This is a genomic window from Actinacidiphila acidipaludis (assembly GCF_019890725.1).
In the GTDB taxonomy this organism is placed as follows: Bacteria; Actinomycetota; Actinomycetes; order Streptomycetales; family Streptomycetaceae; genus Actinacidiphila; species Actinacidiphila acidipaludis.
Window position 1 is genome coordinate 1 of record NZ_JAINZZ010000071.1, and the last position, 19,129, is coordinate 19,129.

Consider the following 19,129-nt stretch of genomic DNA (forward strand, 5'->3'; position numbering starts at 1 on the left):
CGCCACCTCGCACCCCTGCACTTCCGTACTCCCGTACTCCTGCACCTCTTTGGTGCCCGGTGACCGGGCCGGGGCTGTCCGGGGGCGGGGGTTCGGCCTTGCCCGTAGGTATCTGATGTGGACAGAAAAGGACGTGTGTTGATGACTGCCGTGAACCTCGCGATTGTCTACTACAGCTCGACCGGGACCGTGCACGCGCTCGCGCAGGCCGCCGCCGAGGGTGCGGAGAAGGCCGGTGCGAGTGTGCGGCTGCGCCGGGTGCGTGAGCTCGCGCCGCCCGAGGCGGTCAACTCCAACCCGGCGTGGGCGCAGCACCTGAAGGACACCGCCGGGGTGCAGGAGGCCACGCTGGAGGACCTGTCGTGGGCCGACGCGGTGCTGTTCGGCACGCCGACCCGGTTCGGGAACGTCGCCAGCCAGCTCAAGGCGTTCATCGACACCGCCGGCGGGCTGTGGCAGCAGGGCGGTCTGGCCGGGCGGGTGTTCTCGGCGTTCACCGCCTCCGGCACCCCGCACGGCGGCCAGGAGTCGACGATCCTGGCGCTGAGCAACACCTTCTACCACTGGGGCGGGATCATCGTGCCGCCCGGCTACACCGACCCCATCCAGTTCCAGACCGGCAACCCCTACGGCACCTCGCACGTGGCCGGCGCGGGCGCGCCCGGCGAGGACGTGCTGGCCGCCGCCCGTCACCAGGCCCGCCGTGTCGTGGACGTCGCGGGCGCCCTGAAGGCCGGCCGCGCCGCCGCCTGACCCACCCCCACCCCCACCCCAACCCCAACTCCCACCCCCGACCCCCGCCCGCCCGCCTCCGGTTCCGGTTGTGCCGTGCCAGGCGGGCGGGCGGGGTTGTCGTTGCGGCTGCATCCGGCCGCGCCGGCGCCCCCCCCGGCATCCTCCGGTCGTGACCGTCTGCCCTCTGCCCGGCAGCCGGGCGGGCGGGGCCGCAAAAGGGGGGGTGGCGCCGATCTGTGTGTTGTCCGTCGTTGCGAGCGCTGTGTGTGAAGGAGCAGGAGGCCCAGATGACGAGCGCCACGGCCTATCACTCGATACAGAAGCGGGGTCTGCACCTGGGGCTGCTGCCGGCGATGGCCGCGGCGGTCGACCCGGCCACGCCGATCACCCTCGACCACGACCTGGCGGTGGCCCCGCAGGCGGGCCGGCATCTGACGGCCGCGGGCCTGGCCGATCTGGTGGACGATCTGGCGGGGCGGCTGTCCGCGGCCGGGGTCCGCGCCGACGAGCACGTGGTGGTCCACAAGACGCCGGGCGCGGACACGTGGATGCTGGCGTGCGCGTGCTCGCGGATCGGCGCGGTGCCGGTGATGCTCTCACCGGGCCTGGACGCGGCGACGGTGGGCGCGCTGATGGAGCGGCTGCACCGCCCGCACCTGCTGACCGACGAGCACAAACTCGACGTGCTGGCGCAGGTCCCGGTCGCCGACCTGGCCCGGCGGGTGATCATCGTGGCGGGCTCGCGGCCCGGCGCGGTGTCGCTGGCGGACCTGGCCGGCTCACCGCGGGTGGCGCCGGTGACCCGGCCGATCGACGAGGCCGCGGTGATCACCCACACCTCCGGCACCACGGGCCTGCCCAAACTGGTCGTGCACACCCCCCGCACCCAGGGCCTGCGGCTCAAACCGCAGTGGCGGCTGCTGTCGCTGATGCGCCGCAAGGAGACGGTGGCCATCCACATCTCCTTCGTCCACTCGCGGATGGTCGCCGCGATGGCGCTGGCCCTGGTCAAGGGCCTGCCGGTGCTGCTGATGAACGACGGCGACCCGCAGGCGGCCGCCGAGATGTTCCTCACCCACCGGCCGGGACTGATCGAGGCGCTGCCGAACTCGCTGATGGACTGGCAGGTGCTGTGCGAGGACCCGCGCCGGCCGTTCGCGTCGGTGAAGTACTTCTCCTCCACCTTCGACGCCATCCACCCCGGCACGATGAGCGCCCTGCTGAAGTCCTCCTCCCGGCGCGGCGCACTGTTCTTCCAGATCTACGGGCAGAGCGAGGTCGGCCCGGCCGTCGGCCGCGCCTACCTGCGCTCCTCGGCGCACAAGGCCAACGGCCGCTGCGTGGGCTGGCGGATGCCGCTGGGCTCGGCCCGGGTGCGGGTGGTCACCAAGGACGGCAGGCGCCCCGGCCCGCGCAACCCCGGCGCGATCCAGGTGGCCTGGCCGGGCCTGGCCAAGACCTACTTCGCCGAACAGGACCGCTACGACGCCAACCGCGACGGCCGGTGGTGGGACACCGGCGACATCGGCTACTTCACCCGGTGGGGCTGCCTGCACATGCTCGACCGGGACGTCGACCGCATCCCGGGCGTGCACAGCTCCCTGGAGATCGAGGACCAGGTCCTGGCCCGGCTGCCCGAACTGACCGAACTGGCCGTCGTCCAGGGCCCGGCCGGGCAGGCCGTCCCGGTGGTGTGCACCAAGAACGACGCACCCCTGGACCTTCAGCGGTGGCGGGCCGCCGCCGCGGCCTGGCCGCAACTGGCCGACCCGGTCCAGATCCCGCACGCCGAACTGCCGCGCACCGCCACCTTGAAGGTGCAGCGCCTGGCCCTGGCCGACCGCCTCAAGCAGCAGCTCACCGACGGAACCTGACCCCTCCCGCACAACCGCCCGCCCCCGCACCGCCCCCACCCGCCCCCGCCCGCCCCGCTACCCGCCGCACCTTCGCGGCCCCGGGCCCGGGGGTGGGGGGTGGACCGCCCCACCCCGCCCTTCAGCGGCGGTGGCGGTGGGGCACCCCCGTCCCCGTCCCCGTGCCCGTCCCCGTCATCGGGGGCCGCGCCCGTCTGCCGTGTCGTCTGTCGCCGTGTCGTCCTTTTCCGGATGGAGTGTCATGTCCCGCAGTCTGTTCACTTCCGAGTCCGTGACCGAGGGCCACCCGGACAAGATCGCGGACCAGATCAGCGACGCGATCCTGGACGCGTTGCTGCGTGCCGATCCCGCCTCCCGGGTCGCGGTGGAGACGCTGATCACCACCGGGCAGGTCCACATCGCCGGTGAGGTGACCACCACCGCGTACGCCGACATCGCCGAGCTGGTGCGTTCCACGATCCTGGACATCGGCTACGACTCCTCGGCCAAGGGGTTCGACGGTGCCTCGTGCGGGGTGTCGGTGTCGATCGGGGCGCAGTCCCCGGACATCGCGCAGGGGGTGGCGGCGGCCTGGGAGAGCCGGGTCGGCGGGTCGCCGGGCGACGAGCTGAGCCGGCAGGGCGCGGGCGATCAGGGGCTGATGTTCGGGTACGCCACCGACGAGACACCCAACTTGATGCCGCTGCCGATCGAGCTGGCGCACCGGCTGTCGCGGCGGCTGACCGCGGTCCGCAAGGACGGCACCGTCCCCTACCTGCGCCCGGACGGCAAGACGCAGGTGACCGTCGAGTACGTGCAGGGCCGCCCGGTGCGGCTGGACACCGTGGTGGTCTCCTCCCAGCACGCCGCCGACATCGACCTCGATGCCCTGCTGACCCCCGACATCCGCGAGCACGTGGTGGAGCAGGTGCTGTCCCAGCTCGCCCGGGACGGCATCAAGCTGGACACCGACGGCTACCGGCTGCTGGTCAACCCCACCGGCCGGTTCGAGGTCGGCGGGCCGATGGGCGACGCGGGCCTGACCGGCCGCAAGATCATCATCGACACGTACGGGGGGATGGCCCGGCACGGCGGCGGCGCGTTCTCCGGCAAGGACCCCTCCAAGGTCGACCGGTCGGCCGCCTACGCGATGCGCTGGGTCGCCAAGAACGTCGTCGCCGCGGGGCTGGCCGCCCGCTGCGAGGTGCAGGTCGCCTACGCGATCGGCAAGGCCGAACCGGTGGGCCTGTTCGTGGAGACCTTCGGGACGGCCACCGTGCCCGACCAGCGGATCGTGGCCGCCATCACGCAGGTCTTCGACCTGCGGCCGGCCGCGATCATCCGCGACCTGGACCTGCTGCGGCCGATCTACGCCGCGACCGCCGCCTACGGCCACTTCGGGCGGGAACTGCCCGAGTTCACCTGGGAGAACACCGACCGCGCCGCGGCGCTGCGCGCCGCCGCCGACGCCACCTGACCCCCCCACCGGCCGCCGGCCGTTGTCGTTCGCCTGGCTGAGGAGCGTGTGTGGTGCGTATCGCGGTGACCGGATCGATCGCCACCGATCATCTGATGGTCTTTCCCGGACGGTTCGCCGAGCAGCTGATCCCCGGGCAGCTGGAACGGGTGTCGCTGTCGTTCCTGGCCGACACCCTGCAGGTGCGGCGCGGCGGGGTCGGCGCGAACATCGCGTTCGGCCTGGGCCGGCTGGGCCTGCGGCCGCTGCTGGTGGGCGCGGCCGGCACGGACTTCGCCGAGTACGGGCAGTGGCTGCGGGCCGCCGGGGTGGACACGGGCGGGGTGCGGATCTCGGCGGCAGCCCACACCGCCCGGTTCGTGTGCACCACCGACGCCGACCAGAACCAGATCGCCACCTTCTACGCCGGGGCGATGGCCGAGGCCCCGGCGATCGACCTGGCCGAACTGGCCTCCCGGGCCGGGGGACTGGGCCTGGTCCTCATCGGCGCCGACGACCCGGCGGCGATGGCGCGGCACACCGCCACTGCCCACCGCCTGGGGGTGCCGGTGGCCGCCGACCCCTCCCAGCAGCTGGCCCGCCTGGAAGGCGAGCAGGCCCGCGCGCTGATCGACGGCGCGGCGTGGCTGTTCACCAACGCCTACGAGGCCGCGCTGATCTGCCGGCGCACCGGCTGGAGCCGGCCGCAGATCCTGGCCCGGGTCGGCACCTGGATCACCACGCTGGGCGCCGACGGCGTCGACATCGCCACCCGCGGCCGCCCGGTGCTGCACGTGCCCGCGGTGCCGGCCGGCGCGATCAGCGACCCCACCGGCGCCGGAGACGCCTTCCGCGCCGGGTTCCTGGCCGGCGTCGCCTGGCGCTGGCCGCTGGAACAAGCCGCCCGCCTGGGCTGCGCGATGGCCACCACCGTGCTGGAATCGGCGGGCACCCAGGAGTACAAGCTCCTCGCCTCCGACCTCCTGGCCCGCCTGGCCGCCGCCTACGGAACGGCCGCGGCCGCCGCCGCCGAGGACCGGCTGGCGGCCGCCTCATGACCCCCCGCACGCCCACCGGCCCCACGGCGGCGGCGGGATCGCCGGGGTGCGGGGGCCGGCGGTGACCACGTTCTCCTTCGAGTTCTATCCGCCGGCCACGCCGGCCGGCCGGCGCGGGCTGTGGGCGGCGATCCGCCGGATCGAGCCGTGGCGCCCGGACTTCATCTCCGTCACCTACGGCGCCGGCGGCACCTCCCGTGACCGCACCGTGGAGCTGACCCGCGCGGTCGCCGCACACACCACGCTGCGTCCGGTCGCGCACCTGACCGCGGTCGGCCACTCGGTGGCCGAACTGCGGCAGACCGTCGGGGCGCTGGCCGACGCGGGGATCCGTGACGTGCTGGCGCTGCGCGGTGACCCTCCGGGCGACCCGCGCGGGCCCTGGTGCCCGCACCCGCAGGGCCTGACCTACGCCTGCCAGCTGGTGGAACTGCTGCGCTCGCTCGGCCGGTTCCGGATCGGGGTCGCGGCGTTCCCCGAGATGCACCCGCGCTCACCGGACTTCGACAGCGACATCCGGCACTTCGTGGCCAAGTGCAACGCCGGCGCGCACTACGCGATCACGCAGATGTTCTTCCACGTGGAGGACTACCTGCGGCTGCGGGACCGGGCCGAGGCGGCCGGCTGCCGCATCCCGATCATCCCGGAGATCATGCCGGCCACCGACCACCGGCAGATCGCCCGGTTCGCGCAGCTGTCCAGCGCCGCGTTCCCCGACGGCCTCGCGAATCGCCTATACGCCGCACGCCACGACCGCGCGGACAGCCACGCCATCGGCGTGGAGTACGCCACCGCCATGGCGGCGCGGCTGCTGGCCGAGGGCGCACCGGGCCTGCACTACATCACCTTGAACAACTCCACCGCGGCCCTGGACATCCACACGGCCGTGACCGCCCCACCCGCCCCGCGCGCGACCGGCGCCGCCTGACCCCGTCCCCCCGCGGGCCGGCCGGCGGCACGGCCGGCGCGCCCGACCCGCAGGAGGACCAGGTGCCCGACGGTGACGAAGACAGCGACCTGCGCCGCAGCCGCGAACGCTACCCCGCGCCGCCGCTGGGCCTGGCCGGCTGCGAGGACGACGAGACGGCCGAACCCAACGTCGTACGCGGCATCGACTGATGACCGCGCCCGAGCGACCCCGGGCCGGCCGGGTACGGCGGGCGCTGGCGGCGCTGGGCCGCTGCCTGTCGGCGTTCGGCGCGATGCACATCGCCCTCACCGACCCGCACCCGCACCCCGGCGGCGTGCCCGGCCCGGACACCCCGCCCGGCAGCGCAGTGTCGCCGGGACTGAGCGCCGCGGCGGCGGCCGCCGCCGCGGGCGGCCCGCCGCCGGCGCACCCCGAGCGGCTGTGCGCGCACCGGCCGCTGACCGAGCAGGAACTGCTGCTGGCCCGGCAACTGTGGCCGGCCTCCTACCCCCGGCGCCGCGGCCGCGGCCGCTGAACGGCACCGGACCACCTCCCGCTTCGGCCCCCTTTTCACGAGGAGAAAGAGTCGGCCATGACGCCACACGCCACCCTCGCGCGGTTCCGCGACTACCTGGTGGGGCCCTCACGGTTCATGACGCTGCTGTCCTGCTTCGAACTGGGACTGATCGACGCGCTGCGCGGCGGCCGGGCCCTGAGCGCCGCGCAGCTGGGCACCGTCGCCGGCGCCCGGCCCGACGCCGTCGAGCAACTGCTGCTGCTGATGGTCAAGGAAGGCTTCATCGCCCACGACGAGCAGGCCGGCACCTACCGCCTGGCCGGCCTGGCCGGCGTCAGCGACGAGGACCTGGACGCGGTCCTGGCCGACCTGGCCATGATCAAGGCGGTGACGCTGCGGCAGCTGTACTACCTCACCGAGTCGGTGCGCACCGGCACCCCGGCGGGCCTGAAAGAGCTCTACGGCGTCGACGGCGACCTGTACGCGGCCCTGGCCGACCTGCCGGAACTGCGCGAGCCGTGGGCGAAGCTGATGAACACCGTCACCGCGCACGTCGACCCGTGGTTCTTCGCCACCATCGACATCCCCGCCGGATCGCAGGTCCTGGACCTGGCCGGGAACACCGGCCTGGGCGCCATCCACACCTGGCGCATGAAACAGTCCCCGGGCCTGCACGTCACCAATTTCGACCTGCCGGAGAAGGAAACCGAAAGCCTCGCCAATTTCCGCGCCCACGGCGTCGAGGACCACTGCTCGTTCATCGGCGGTGACGTCTTCGAGGAAGTCCCCGGCGGCCACGACGTGATCCTCATCAAGCATTTCCTGCCGATGTTCGACAAGAGCGACGTGCTGCGGATCCTGAAAGCCGTCCACGACGCGCTGCCGGCCGGCGGAACCGTCCACGCCCTGGTCCCGGTCTTCCCCGAGAACCTCGCCGACACCGAGAACTACACCGTCGACTTCTACCCCAGCTTCTTCATCGGCTGCGCCATGGGGCAAGGCGGCCCGCAGAAACTGTCCACCTGGGCCGAATGGTTCACCGCCTGCGGCTTCACCGTCACCCAGGCCGTCACCCACGACCCGGCCGAACTGCCCGCGCACGCCCTGACCGTCGAAGCGGTCCTGTCCGCGGTCAAAAACCCCTGACCGGCCCGGGCCGCCCGCAGCCACGGGCGGCTCCAGCCGCTCTCCAGCCGGCCTCCAGCAGCAACTCAACCGCCGCGCGGGCGGCGGTGATACGGTCGCGGTGCTCCTTTCCGGTGCGCCCACGGCCGAACGCCCGACGTATTCATCGGCAGCCCCATTCCGTTCTTCTTGCGGCGCCGCGGTACCTCGTCTTGTTCCGACACCAAGCGAACCGGGAGGAATAATGTCCGGAGCATCGAAAGCGGAAGCGGTTTATTCGGCCATCGAGGAGGCTTCCTCACTGCTGGACGTCCCCTGCTCGCGCAGCCGCGTCCAGCAGGTGCTGGGCGCGTTCGGCGACGGCGTGTCGGAGGAGTCGGTGATCGTGCTGGCGATGGCCGGCGGCGAACGCTACCGCGGCGACATCGACTACAACTTCACCGTCCCCACCCACATCGGCGACCCCTACCAGATCGCGGTCGCAGGCGGGCTCCTCGACGACAGCGACCACCCCGCCTCCCGGCTGCTGTCCGACATCGCCGAACGCTGCCGGGTCAGCTTCTACGGCGTGGAAGCCGGCGTGGTCGGCGGGTTCAAGAAGACCTACGTCTTCTTCCCGCTGGACGAACTGGGCAGCCTGGAAACCCTCGCCCAGATCCCCTCGATGCCCAAGGCCGTCGCCGAACACGCCGCCGCGTTCGCCCGCAACGGCATGGACCGGCGGATCTCCATCGTCGGCATCGACTACCTCAGCGGCACCATGAACATCTACTACATGGCCGCGCCCGTGGACCAGCAGATGGCCCTGGACCTGCTCGGCGACCTGGACCTGCCCGCGCCCAGCGACGAGCTGCTGCGGTTCATCCCCAACTCGTTCTCGATCTACCCCACCTACAGCTGGGACTCCGCGCAGATCAAGCGGGTCTGCTTCTCCGCGGTCAGCCCCGACCAGCACGCCTACCCCACCACCTTGCACCCCGAGATCGCCACGTTCGCCGCCGCCGCCCCCTACGAGTACGGCGGCGCCCGCGTCCTGGTCTACGGCGCGACGATCAGCCGCGCGGAGGAGTACCACAAGCTCGGGGTGTACTTCCGCCGGCCCGCGGCGTTCTGGAACTCCCTGCCGCTGGCCGCCACCTTCGAACAGCTCGTCGCCGCCCAGCGCGCCGCCCAGTAACCGGCCCCACCCGCCCCACCCCGTCACCGTGTGAAGACCTGAACGCTTACCAGGAGGAGACATGTCCGAAGCCATCGACGAGCAGCAGCGTTCCGACGCCCTGGACTCCCTGGGCGGTGTGCTGGGCGAAGCCGGCGCCGCCGCCCTGAACGGGCCGCGTGAACAGCTGGCCGACGGCCTCCTCCGCGCGGCGTTCACGTTGTGGGAGAACCCCCAGATCCGGCCGAAGCTGCTGGGGATCCTGCACGCGGCGGTCAACAGCGAGCAGGGCGCCGAGCAGATGCGCGCGTTCCTGGCCAACCAGCTGTTCGCCGAGGCCGGCAAGGCCATCGGCATCGACGGCATGGACATCTACCAGGCCGCCGAGACCCTCAAGGTCCCCGCCATCCACGTCAACGCCGCCGCCGGCCAGGTGTGGGGCGTGGTGCTGCTGCGCTACATCGTCAAGCTCGAACCGATCGCCTCGGCCAGCGCCGACGAGGTCATCGACCTGCTCAACCCCACCATCCAGCGCTACCTGGCCGGCTGACCGCGCTCCTCCACCCGCCCCCCCCCGCGACCCGGCGGCCACCTGCCGGGCCGCCCGGCCGGTGATCGCGCCGGCACGGCGGGCGGCACGGCGTGTCACAGCGCGGGGGGGCTGTCTCGTCCCCAGTAGCGAGACGGACAGCACCCCGCGACCAGGCGGGACGCGCCGCTCGCGGGCACCGGCCCGGCGCCCCCGTGGCGGGCCGGTGCCCTGACGGGCAGCGCGTGGCGACGGCAACCCCCGTGGCTGCGGCCGCAGATGACTCGGAGGAGCACGTTAGGTATGAGTAAGCTGGAAAAGGAAGCGTCCGCCGGGAGTGGCGTGCTGCCCGCTCCCGATCCGCAGCGGTGGATGGCCCTGGGCGTCCTGACGGCGATGCAGTTCATGCTCATGATGGACGTCACCGTGGTGAACATCGCCCTTCCCCACATCCAAGACAACCTGCACTTCTCCGTCGAGGGCCTGGCCTGGGTGGTCAACGGCTACGTGCTGACCGCCGGCGGATTCCTGCTGCTGGGCGGCCGGCTCGCCGACATGTACGGCCGCCGCCTGGGCTTCGTCGCCGGTGTCCTGGTCTTCGGTGCCGCCTCGGCGGTGTGCGGGGCCGCGGCGAACTCCTCGATGATGGTCAGCGGCCGGTTCGTGCAGGGCCTGGGCGAGGCCCTGGCCGGGCCCGCCGCGCTCGGCCTGATCCCGGTGCTCTTCCGCGACCCGAAGGAACGCACCAAGGCCCTGGGCATCTGGGGCGGCATGGCCGCGCTGGGCAGCGCGGTCGGCTCCGTCGTCGGCGGCTCGCTGACCGACCTGGTCAGCTGGCGGTGGATCTTCTTCATCAACATCCCCGTCGCCCTGTTCGCGCTGGTCATGGTGCCCCGTGTGATCCCGGAGAGCCGCATGTCCCGCGACGGCAAGCGCATCGACGTCATCGGCGCGATCGCCGCCACCGGCGGCCTGGTCGCGGTCGTCTACGGCCTGCTGAAGGCCGCCGACGCCCCCTGGGGATCGGGCCGGGTCCTGGCGCCGCTGCTGGGCGGCCTGGTCCTGCTGGCCTTCACCGCCGTGTGGGAATCGCGCGTGCCCGACCCGATGATCCCCTTGCGGTTCTTCACCAACCGCACCCGCGTCACCTCCAACGGCGTGTCGGTGCTGTCGCTGGCCGCGTTCTACACCTACGCCTTCCTGCTCACCCTGTACCTGCAGGAAGTCCTGGGCTACTCCCCGCTCAAGACCGGCCTGTCCTACATCCCCTTCACCCTGGCCATCGGCGTCGGGATGGGCGTGTCCACCGCGCTGATGCCCCGCATCGGCGTCAAGGCCACCCTGGCCATCGCGTTCCTGGGCAGCGCCGGCGGCCTGGCCCTGGCCGCCGGCGGCCTGGCCACCCACGCCTCCTTCGTCGGCGGGATCATGCCCGGGCTGCTGGTCTACGGCTTCTTCAACGCCGTCGGCTACCCGGCGCTGACCAACGGCGCCCTGCACCAGGTCACCGGGCAGGACGCGGGCCTGGGCTCGGGCGTGCAGACCGCCATGCAGCAGGTCGGCGCGTCGCTGGGCCTGGCCACCCTGGTGCCGCTGGCCCTGCGCTACGTCAAGCACCACGTCGCGCACGGCACCACCGCCCCGGTCGCCGAGACCCACGGCTACGCCCTGGCACTGCGGGTGGCCGCCGTGGTCCTGGTGGCCGCCGCGGTCCTGGCGGTGCTGCTGCTGGAGAAGGTCGACGCCAAACCGCGAGACGCGGCCGCCGAGGCCACCGCGGGCTCCGACGGCCCCGGCAGCACCGACGGCTCGGACGGGCCCCGGTCCTCCGGCACCCCGGCCAGCCCCGCCACCGCCTGACCCACCCCCGGCGGCCTGCGGCCGCCGCCCGCACCACCCGGACCCCCGGTCCCGCCCCACGGCGGAGCCGGGGGTCCGACCATGCCCGCCCCCACACCCGCACCGTCTGCCGGCACCCCTGCCGGCACCCCTGCCAGCAAAGGAGATGAGGGCGTTGACGTTCCCGACCCCGGCCGAGGGGGTCTTCGACCCTCCCCGTGCCCGCAGCGTCGGCGTCGGCCGCGCACACGCCAAAGCCATCGTGCTGGGGGAGCACGCGGTGGTCTACGGGGCGCCGGCGCTGGCCCTGCCCGTCCCGCAGCTGACCGTCACCGCCACCGCCGGACTGTGCACCCGCACCGACACCCGCACCCGCACCGGCACCCGCACCGGCGGCGGTGGCGGCGGCGGTGGTGGGGGCGGTGGTGACGCGGGCGGGCGGGTGGCGTTCACGATGACCGGCTCGCCGTCACGGCCGGTGGTCACCCGCGCCTTCGACGGCCTGGCCGCGCTGACCGACACCTTCACCGCCGCGATCGGCGCCGGCGGCGGCCCGCACCTGGACGTCGTCATCGACGGCGGCATCCCGCACGGGCGGGGCCTGGGCTCCAGCGCCGCCTACGCCCGCGCGGTCGTGCTGGCCCTGGCCGACCTGTACGACCGGCCGCTGACCGAGCAGCAGACCTTCGACCTGGTGCAGAGCTCGGAGAACATCGCCCACGGCCGGTCCAGCGGCGTGGACGCCCGCGCGGTCGGCGCGAGCGCCCCGCTGTACTTCCGGGCCGGCCGCGCGCAGAGCGTCGCGGCCGGCGGGCAGGGGGTGTTCGTCATCGCCGACAGCGGCGTGGCCGGCAGCACCAAGGACGCGGTGGACCTGCTGCGCCGGCGTCTGGCCGCCCGCCCCGGCGCGCAGGACGCCTTCGTCACCGCCGCCACCGCGGCCACCGAACGCGCCCGCCACGCGCTGGCCGCCGGCCACGACCGGGAACTGGGCGCGTGCCTGACGGACTACCACGGCCTGCTGCGCGACGCGGGGGTGAGCACCCCGGGTATCGACGCGCTGGTCCAGGCGGCCCTGGAGGCCGGCAGCCACGGCGCGAAGATCACCGGCGGCGGCCTGGGCGGCTGCATGATCGCCTTCACCCATCCCGACACCGCCGGGCAGGTCACCCGGCGCCTGCACGCCGCCGGCGCCGTGCAGACCTGGGTCGTCCCGCTGAGAGGGTTCGCCAGCCATGGCCGCTGACCGGCACACCACCACCACCGCACCCGCACCCGCCCCGCCATCCGCCCCCGCCACGTCACCGGCCCCCGCAACCGTGCCCGGTTCCGCAACCGGGCCCGCTACCGCGTCTGCCGCCGCGCAGGGTGTGGCGGCGGGTCGGGTGTGCCTGGGGGAGCCGCAGTTGTGGGCGGCGGCGGCCGGTTCGGGGTGCGCGGTGGCGGTGGCGCATCCGAACATCGCGTTGATCAAGTACTGGGGCAAGCGGGACGAGGAGTGGGTGCTGCCGGCGGCCGACAGTCTGTCGCTGACGCTGGACGTCTTCCCCACCACCACCGGGGTCCGGCTGGCGCCGCAGGCTGCGGGGGACCGGGTGCTGCTGGGCGGCCAGGAGGCCACCGGCCCGGCGCAGGCGCGGGTCGCGGACTTCCTCCACCTGGTGCGGGAGCTGGCCGGGCGGCGGGAGCCGGCGGTCGTGGACAGCCGGAACACGGTGCCCACCGGCGCGGGTCTGGCGTCCTCCGCGAGCGGGTTCGCCGCGCTGGCGGTGGCCGCGGCCGCCGCCTACGGCCTGGCCGCCGATCCGGCCGCGTTGTCGCGGCTGGCGCGCCGCGGTTCGGGTTCGGCGTGCCGGTCGCTGTTCGGCGGATTCGCGCAGTGGCACGCGGCGCTGGACGCCGGCGGTGGTGCGGCCGCGGACCGGGTGTCGCTGGCCGAGCCGGTGCCGGCGGCGGCCGGCCTCGAGGTGGCGCTGGTGATCGTGGTGGTCAACGCCGGGCCCAAGGCGGTCTCCAGCCGGGCGGCGATGCGCCGCACGGTGGCGACCTCGCCGCTGTACCGGCCGTGGGTGGCCTCCAGCGTGCAGGACCTGACGCAGATGCGGGCGGCGCTGGCCGCCGGTGATCTGAACGCGGTGGGGGAGATCACCGAACGCAACGCGCTGGGCATGCACGCCACGATGCTCGCCGCGCGGCCCGCGGTGCGCTATCTGGCGCCGGCGTCGCTGACGGCGCTGGACGCGGTGCTGGCCCTGCGCGAGCGGGGACTTGCCGCGTACGCGACGATGGACGCCGGCCCGAACGTGAAGGTGCTGTGCGCCGCCGGCCAGGCATCGCAGGTCGCGGCGGCGTTGCGGGAGGCGGTGCCGCAGGCGTCGGTGGTGGTGGCCCGGCCGGGGCCCGGTGCGCGGCTGGTGGCCGGGGACGGGCGGTGAGCGGCCCGGGCGTGGTGGTGCGCCGCGCGCCGGGCAAGCTGTTCGTGGCCGGGGAGTACGCGGTCGTCGACGGCGGCAGTCCGGCGGTGCTGGTGGCCGTGGACCGGTATGTCACCGTCACCCTGACGCCCCGGCAGGTTCCGGGGGTGGAGATCTCCTCGGACCTGGGCCCGGCGGGCAGCACCTGGTCGTGGGCCGGGACCCGCCTGATCCCGGCACCGGGAACCGATCCGGCGGTGGAGGGCCGGCTGGCGCACGTGCGCAGCGCGATCGAGACCGTCGCGGGGCTGCTGGCCGCCCGCGGCCGCGGACTGCCCGGATGTCACCTGGCCGTGACCAGCACCCTGCACGAGGGCGGCACCAAGTACGGGCTGGGCTCCAGCGGCGCGGTCACCGTCGCCGCGATCGACGCGCTGTGCGCGTTCGCCGGCCTGGACACCGACGCCGAACAGCGCTTCCGGCTGGCGCTGCTGGCCACCGCGGCACTCGACCCGCGCGCCTCCGGCGGGGACCTGGCGGCCTCCACGTGGGGCGGCTGGGTGTGCTACCAGGCCCCGGACCGGGCGCACCTGGCCCGGCTGGCGGCCCGCGACGGGGTGGCGGCGGCGCTGACGGCGCCGTGGCCGGGCTTGGGGTTGCGCACCCTGACCGCGCCGGCGGGGCTGGACCTGCAGGTGGGGTGGACGGGCCGGCCGGCGTCCACCGCGGCGCTGGTCGCCGGCCTGGACGCCGCGTCCTGGCGGGGCGGGCCGGCGCACGAACGGTTCGTGACCGCCACCAACGACTGTGTGCGGGCCCTGGTCGCCGCGCTGGACGGCGGGCAGGCCGCCGGGGTGCTTCAGCAGGTCGATGCCGCGGGGCGGCAACTGGCCGTCCTGGACGAGCAGGTGGGTCTGGGAGTGTTCACGCCCGCGCTGCGGGCGCTGGTCGAGGCCGCCCGGCAGGCGGGCGGTGCGGCCAAACCCTCGGGGGCCGGCGGCGGGGACTGCGGGATCGCGCTGCTGGCGGCCGGCGCACCGCACTCCCGCGCGTGGCTGCACCGCGCCTGGAACCGGGCCGGGGTGCTGCCGCTGCCGCTGAAGGTCGCCGCAACCATCGCCAGGTGAAGGGGAAACCACGCACATGTCAGGGACGATCGCGCAACGCAAGGACGACCACGTCCGGCTCGCGGTGGAACAGCAGCGCCGGCCCGCGGCGGGCAACCAGTTCGACGAGGTGACATTCGTCCACCACGCGCTGGCCGGCCTGGACCGGGACCAGGTGTCGCTGGCCACCTCGTTCGCCGGGCTGACCTGGCCGGTGCCGCTGTACATCAACGCGATGACCGGCGGCAGCGCGGGCACCGGGCGGATCAACGCCGCTCTGGCGGCCGCGGCCCACCAGACCGGCGTGCCGATCGCCTCGGGGTCGATGAGCGCCTACTTCAAGGACCCCGGCTGTGCGGGGACGTTCTCGGTGCTGCGGGAGAACAACCCCGGCGGGTTCGTGATGGCCAACGTCAACGCGACCGCGTCGGTGGACAACGCGCGCGCCGCGGTCGATCTGCTGGCCGCGGACGCGCTGCAGATCCACGTCAACACCGTGCAGGAGACGGTGATGCCCGAAGGCGACCGGTCCTTCGCCTCCTGGGTGCCGCAGATCGCCGCGATCGCCGCCGCCGTGCAGGTGCCGGTGATCGTCAAGGAGGTCGGGTTCGGGCTGAGCCGGCGCAGCGTGCAGCAGCTGGCGGGGCTGGGGGTGGCGGTCGCCGATCTCGGCGGCCGCGGCGGCACCGACTTCGCGGCGATCGAGAACGGGCGGCGGCCGCTGGGCGACTACGCCTACCTCGACGGGTGGGGCCTGTCGACGGCCGCGTGCCTGCTGGACGCCGCCGGCGCCGGTCTGCCGGTGCTGGCCTCGGGCGGGGTGCGGCATCCGCTGGACGTGGCGCGGGCGCTGGCGCTGGGCGCGGGCGCGGTCGGCGCCTCGGGCACGTTCCTGCGGACCCTGCTCGACGGCGGCCCCGACGCGCTGATCACGCAGATCACCACCTGGCTGGACCAGCTCGCCGCGCTGCTGACACTGCTGGGCGCCGCACACCCGGCCGCCCTCACATCCTGCGATGTGCTGATCGGCGGCCGGCTTCGGGAGTTCTGCGCCGACCGCGGCATCGACACCGCCGCGCTGGCCCGGCGTTCGACGACCGGCCCGGCGGGCCGGAAGGGAGACGGGGAAGCACGATGAACACCGAGCATGCCATCGCCGGCGTCCCGATGAGGTGGGTCGGCCCGGTCAGGATCAGCGGGAACGTGGCCACCACCGAGACCCCGGTACCGCTGGCCACCTACGAGTCGCCGCTGTGGCCGTCGGTGGGCCGCGGCGCGAAGGTGTCCATGCTGTGCGAGCACGGCATCACCGCCACCCTGGTCGACGAGCGGATGACCCGCTCGGTGCTGGTGGAGGCCACCGACGCCGCGACCGCGCTGGCCGCCGCCCGCACCGTGGACGACTCCCTGCAGGAGCTGCGCAAGGTGGTGCGCACCTGCAGCCGCTTCGCCGAACTGATCGCGGTACGGCACGAGATCAACGCCAACCTGCTGTTCCTGCGGTTCGAGTTCACCACCGGCGACGCCTCCGGGCACAACATGGCCACCCTGGCCTCCGACGCGCTGCTGGCCCACCTGCTGCAGACCGTCCCCGGCATCTCCTACGGGTCGATCTCCGGGAACTACTGCACCGACAAGAAAGCCACCGCGATCAACGGGATCCTGGGCCGCGGCAAGAACGTCGTCACCGAACTGCTGGTGCCCCGCGCCGTGGTGACGGACGTGCTGCACACCACCGCCGCGAAGATCGCCCGCCTCAACGTCCACAAGAACATGCTCGGCACGCTGCTGGCCGGCGGGATCCGCTCGGCCAACGCCCACTTCGCGAACATGCTGCTGGGCTTCTACCTGGCCACCGGCCAGGACGCGGCGAACATCGTCGAGGGCTCCCAGGGCGTGGTGATGGCCGAGGACCGCGACGGCGACCTGTACTTCGCCTGCACCCTGCCCAACCTGATCGTCGGGACCGTCGGCAACGGCAAGGGCCTGCCCTTCGTGGAGACCAACCTGGCCCGCCTGGGCTGCCGCGAGCAGGCCCCACCCGGACACAACGCGCGGCGCCTGGCGGTCATCGCCGCGGCCACCGTGCTGTGCGGGGAACTGTCGCTGCTGGCCGCCCAGACCAACCCCGGCGAGCTGATGCGCGCCCACATGAGCCTGGAACGCACCCCCACAACCGCGAAGGCCGGTGTTCGATCATGACGCACGACCCCGCCATCGGCATCCACGACCTGTCGCTGGCCACCACCGAGTTCGTCCTGCCGCACACCGCGCTGGCCGCCCACAACGGCACCGACATCGGCAAATACCATGTCGGCATCGGGCAGCGGTCGATGAGCGTGCCCGCCGCCGACGAGGACATCGTCACCCTGGCCGCGTCCGCCGCCGCCCCGCTGATCGCCACCCACGGCAGCGACGGCATCCGCACCCTGGTCTTCGCCACCGAATCGTCCATCGACCAGGCCAAGTCCGCCGGGATCTACGTCCACTCCCTGCTCGGCCTGCCCTCGGCCACCCGCGTGGTGGAACTCAAACAGGCCTGCTACGCCGCCACCGCCGGCCTGCAGTTCGCCATCGGCCTGGTGCGCCGCGACCCCACCCAGAAGGTCCTGGTCATCGCCAGCGACATCTCCCGCTACGACCTGGACAGCCCCGGCGAGGCCACCCAGGGCGCGGCCGCCGTCGCCCTGCTGGTGAGCGCCGACCCCGCCCTGCTGCGCATCGAGGACCCCTCGGGGGTGTTCACCGCCGACGTGATGGACTTCTGGCGGCCCAACTACCGCGACACCGCCCTGGTCGACGGCCAGGAATCGATCACCGCCTACCTGCAGGCCGTCGAGGGCTGCTGGAAGGACTACACCGAGCAGGGCGGCCGCGCACTGCAGGACTTCGCCGCGTTCTGCTACCACCAGCCGTTCACCAAGATGGCCTACAAGGCCCACCGGCACCTGCTGAACTACACCGGCCACGCCACCGACGAGGACGCCGCCCGCCGCGCCCTGGCCGACACCACCGGCTACAACACCGTCATCGGCAACAGCTACACCGCCTCGGTGTACCTGGCGCTGGCCTCCCTGCTGGAATCCGGGCAGGACCTGGCCGGCAAGCCGGTGGCGTTCCTCAGCTACGGCTCGGGCAGCGTCGCGGAGTTCTTCGCCGGCACCGTCGCACCCGGCTACCGGACCGCCGTGCGCACCACCGCCCACCAGCAGGCCGTCACCCGCCGCCGCGAGGTCGACTACGCCACCTACCGGCAACTGCACGCCACCCGGCTGCCCGCCGACGGCGGCGACCACGCCACCGCCGAGCAGACCACCGGAGCGTTCCGGCTGGCCGCGCTGCGCGGCCACAAACGCATCTACACCACCCGCTGAACCCCCGGCCCCCAGGGAAGGACAGCCAGCCCATGACCGACGTCGCGATCCTCGGCACCGGCTCCTACGTGCCGGAGCGTGTGGTGTCCAACGACGAGGCCGGCGCGGCCGCCGGCGTCGACGACGCGTGGATCACCGGCAAGACCGCGATCGCCCGGCGCCGCTGGGCAGCCGGCCACCAGGCCACCTCCGACCTGGCCACCGCCGCCGCCCGCGCCGCCCTGGCCTCGGCCGGCATCACCCCCGCCGACGTGACGGTGATCGTGGTCGCCACCTCCACCCCCGACCGGCCGCAGCCGCCGACCGCCGCCTACGTCCAGCACAACCTGCGGGCCACCGACGCCGCCGCCTTCGACGTCAACGCCGTGTGCTCCAGCGAGGTGTTCGCCCTGTCGGCCGCCGAAGGCCTGCTGGCCCGCCGCGGCGGCCACGCCCTGGTCGTCGGCGCCGACCTGTACTCGCGGATCCTCAACCCCGCCGACCGGCGCACGGTGGTCCTCTTCGGTGACGGCGCCGGCGCGATGGTGCTCGGCCCCGGCACCGGCGGCCGCATCCGGCACCTGGTGCTGCACACCTTCGGCGACCTGGCGGACCTGATCCAGGTGCCCGGCGGCGGCAGCCGCCGCCCCCTGGACGGGCCCGCCCTGGCCGACGGCGCCCAGTACTTCACCATGGACGGCCGCGGCGTGCGCCGCTTCGTGGAGGACCGGCTGCCGCAGCTGACCAAGCAGTTCCTCCACGAAGCCGGCGTCGTCCCCGACGACATCGCCCACTTCATCCCGCACCAGGCCAACGGCGTCATGCTCGACACCGTCTTCGCCGACCTGGCCCTGCCCAACGCCGTGATGCACCTGACGCTGACCGACCTGGGCAACACCGGCGCCGCGTCCATCCCGATCACCTTGGACCACGCCGCGCGCACCGGCGCCCTGCACCGCGGCGACCTGATCCTGCTGGCCGGGTTCGGCGGCGGCATGTCCGCCGGATTCGCGCTCGTCCAATGGTGAACCCCCCGCCGCCCGCCGGCCCCTCCAGCCACCCGCCCGCCGTCGTCGTC

18 protein-coding genes are annotated in these 19,129 nt (G+C 73.7%); all 18 read left to right on the forward strand.

What is annotated here, in order from left to right; all coding sequences use genetic code 11:
• Positions 1-138 precede the first annotated feature (138 nt).
• The 18 genes from wrbA to K7862_RS32775 all read left to right on the forward strand — a co-directional run bounded on the left by wrbA (position 139) and on the right by K7862_RS32775 (position 19,079).
• Positions 139-753, forward strand: a complete 615-nt coding sequence (gene wrbA / locus K7862_RS32695) for an NAD(P)H:quinone oxidoreductase (RefSeq protein ID WP_222968603.1) — start codon at positions 139-141, stop codon at positions 751-753.
• 269 nt (positions 754-1,022) lie between these two features.
• Positions 1,023-2,609: a class I adenylate-forming enzyme family protein gene (locus K7862_RS32700; protein WP_222968605.1), complete on the forward strand. Its 1,587-nt coding sequence runs from the start codon at positions 1,023-1,025 to the stop codon at positions 2,607-2,609.
• Positions 2,610-2,850: 241 nt separating this feature from the next.
• Positions 2,851-4,065 carry a methionine adenosyltransferase gene (gene metK, locus K7862_RS32705; RefSeq protein ID WP_222968607.1) on the forward strand — a complete coding sequence of 405 codons (1,215 nt, stop codon included), beginning with the start codon at positions 2,851-2,853 and terminating at the stop codon, positions 4,063-4,065.
• A gap of 53 nt (positions 4,066-4,118) precedes the next feature.
• Positions 4,119-5,102, forward strand: a complete 984-nt coding sequence (locus tag K7862_RS32710; protein WP_222968609.1) for a carbohydrate kinase family protein — start codon at positions 4,119-4,121, stop codon at positions 5,100-5,102.
• A 61-nt stretch (positions 5,103-5,163) separates the two neighbouring features.
• Positions 5,164-6,030: a methylenetetrahydrofolate reductase [NAD(P)H] gene (metF, locus tag K7862_RS32715; RefSeq protein ID WP_222968611.1), complete on the forward strand. Its 867-nt coding sequence runs from the start codon at positions 5,164-5,166 to the stop codon at positions 6,028-6,030.
• Positions 6,031-6,092: 62 nt separating this feature from the next.
• Positions 6,093-6,221, forward strand: coding sequence for a hypothetical protein (locus tag K7862_RS37980; protein WP_262414171.1), 129 nt, complete (start codon positions 6,093-6,095; stop codon positions 6,219-6,221).
• A complete protein-coding gene (locus K7862_RS32720; RefSeq protein ID WP_222968613.1) occupies positions 6,221-6,547 on the forward strand; it encodes a DUF6059 family protein in 327 nt (108 codons plus the stop codon). Before K7862_RS37980 ends, K7862_RS32720 begins: the two co-directional genes overlap by 1 nt.
• 57 nt (positions 6,548-6,604) lie before the next feature.
• Positions 6,605-7,675, forward strand: coding sequence for a methyltransferase (locus tag K7862_RS32725; protein WP_222968615.1), 1,071 nt, complete (start codon positions 6,605-6,607; stop codon positions 7,673-7,675).
• Between the two features lie 223 nt (positions 7,676-7,898).
• Positions 7,899-8,831: an aromatic prenyltransferase gene (locus tag K7862_RS32730; protein WP_222968617.1), complete on the forward strand. Its 933-nt coding sequence runs from the start codon at positions 7,899-7,901 to the stop codon at positions 8,829-8,831.
• A 61-nt stretch (positions 8,832-8,892) separates the two neighbouring features.
• A complete protein-coding gene (locus K7862_RS32735; RefSeq protein ID WP_222968618.1) occupies positions 8,893-9,360 on the forward strand; it encodes a TetR/AcrR family transcriptional regulator in 468 nt (155 codons plus the stop codon).
• A 282-nt stretch (positions 9,361-9,642) separates the two neighbouring features.
• Positions 9,643-11,199 (forward strand): MFS transporter, encoded by a 1,557-nt coding sequence (locus tag K7862_RS32740; RefSeq protein ID WP_222968620.1) that lies wholly within the window; start codon positions 9,643-9,645, stop codon positions 11,197-11,199.
• A 154-nt stretch (positions 11,200-11,353) separates the two neighbouring features.
• Entirely contained in the window at positions 11,354-12,424 is a 1,071-nt protein-coding gene (gene mvk / locus K7862_RS32745) for a mevalonate kinase (protein ID WP_262414172.1), read from the forward strand.
• Between the two features lie 199 nt (positions 12,425-12,623).
• The gene (gene mvaD, locus K7862_RS32750) at positions 12,624-13,613 is read left to right on the forward strand and encodes a diphosphomevalonate decarboxylase (protein WP_308012317.1); all 990 of its coding nucleotides are present in this window, start codon (positions 12,624-12,626) and stop codon (positions 13,611-13,613) included.
• Entirely contained in the window at positions 13,610-14,719 is a 1,110-nt protein-coding gene (locus tag K7862_RS32755) for a phosphomevalonate kinase (protein WP_222968625.1), read from the forward strand. The genes mvaD and K7862_RS32755 overlap by 4 nt, the downstream gene beginning before the upstream one ends.
• A gap of 16 nt (positions 14,720-14,735) precedes the next feature.
• Positions 14,736-15,836, forward strand: coding sequence for a type 2 isopentenyl-diphosphate Delta-isomerase (gene fni / locus K7862_RS32760; RefSeq protein WP_222968627.1), 1,101 nt, complete (start codon positions 14,736-14,738; stop codon positions 15,834-15,836).
• On the forward strand, positions 15,833-16,900 hold the full coding sequence (locus tag K7862_RS32765; protein ID WP_222968629.1) for a hydroxymethylglutaryl-coenzyme A reductase family protein: 1,068 nt from the start codon (positions 15,833-15,835) through the stop codon (positions 16,898-16,900). Before fni ends, K7862_RS32765 begins: the two co-directional genes overlap by 4 nt.
• A complete protein-coding gene (locus K7862_RS32770; protein ID WP_222968631.1) occupies positions 16,897-18,072 on the forward strand; it encodes a hydroxymethylglutaryl-CoA synthase in 1,176 nt (391 codons plus the stop codon). Before K7862_RS32765 ends, K7862_RS32770 begins: the two co-directional genes overlap by 4 nt.
• A gap of 32 nt (positions 18,073-18,104) precedes the next feature.
• A complete protein-coding gene (locus tag K7862_RS32775) occupies positions 18,105-19,079 on the forward strand; it encodes a 3-oxoacyl-ACP synthase III family protein (RefSeq protein WP_222968633.1) in 975 nt (324 codons plus the stop codon).
• The last annotated feature ends 50 nt before the right edge of the window (positions 19,080-19,129 follow it).

Excerpts from the sequence above, each read along its gene's own strand:
- fni (WP_222968627.1), top strand. The coding sequence starts at position 14,736 with ATGTCAGGGACGATCGCGCAACGCAAGGACGACCACGTCCGGCTCGCG.
- K7862_RS32770 (WP_222968631.1), top strand. The coding sequence starts at position 16,897 with ATGACGCACGACCCCGCCATCGGCATCCACGACCTGTCGCTGGCCACC.
- metK (WP_222968607.1), top strand. The coding sequence starts at position 2,851 with ATGTCCCGCAGTCTGTTCACTTCCGAGTCCGTGACCGAGGGCCACCCG.
- K7862_RS32720 (WP_222968613.1), top strand. The coding sequence starts at position 6,221 with ATGACCGCGCCCGAGCGACCCCGGGCCGGCCGGGTACGGCGGGCGCTG.
- K7862_RS32725 (WP_222968615.1), top strand. The coding sequence starts at position 6,605 with ATGACGCCACACGCCACCCTCGCGCGGTTCCGCGACTACCTGGTGGGG.
- K7862_RS32735 (WP_222968618.1), top strand. The coding sequence starts at position 8,893 with ATGTCCGAAGCCATCGACGAGCAGCAGCGTTCCGACGCCCTGGACTCC.
- K7862_RS32730 (WP_222968617.1), top strand. The coding sequence starts at position 7,899 with ATGTCCGGAGCATCGAAAGCGGAAGCGGTTTATTCGGCCATCGAGGAG.
- K7862_RS32775 (WP_222968633.1), top strand. The coding sequence starts at position 18,105 with ATGACCGACGTCGCGATCCTCGGCACCGGCTCCTACGTGCCGGAGCGT.
- K7862_RS32740 (WP_222968620.1), top strand. The coding sequence starts at position 9,643 with ATGAGTAAGCTGGAAAAGGAAGCGTCCGCCGGGAGTGGCGTGCTGCCC.
- K7862_RS32765 (WP_222968629.1), top strand. The coding sequence starts at position 15,833 with ATGAACACCGAGCATGCCATCGCCGGCGTCCCGATGAGGTGGGTCGGC.
- K7862_RS32700 (WP_222968605.1), top strand. The coding sequence starts at position 1,023 with ATGACGAGCGCCACGGCCTATCACTCGATACAGAAGCGGGGTCTGCAC.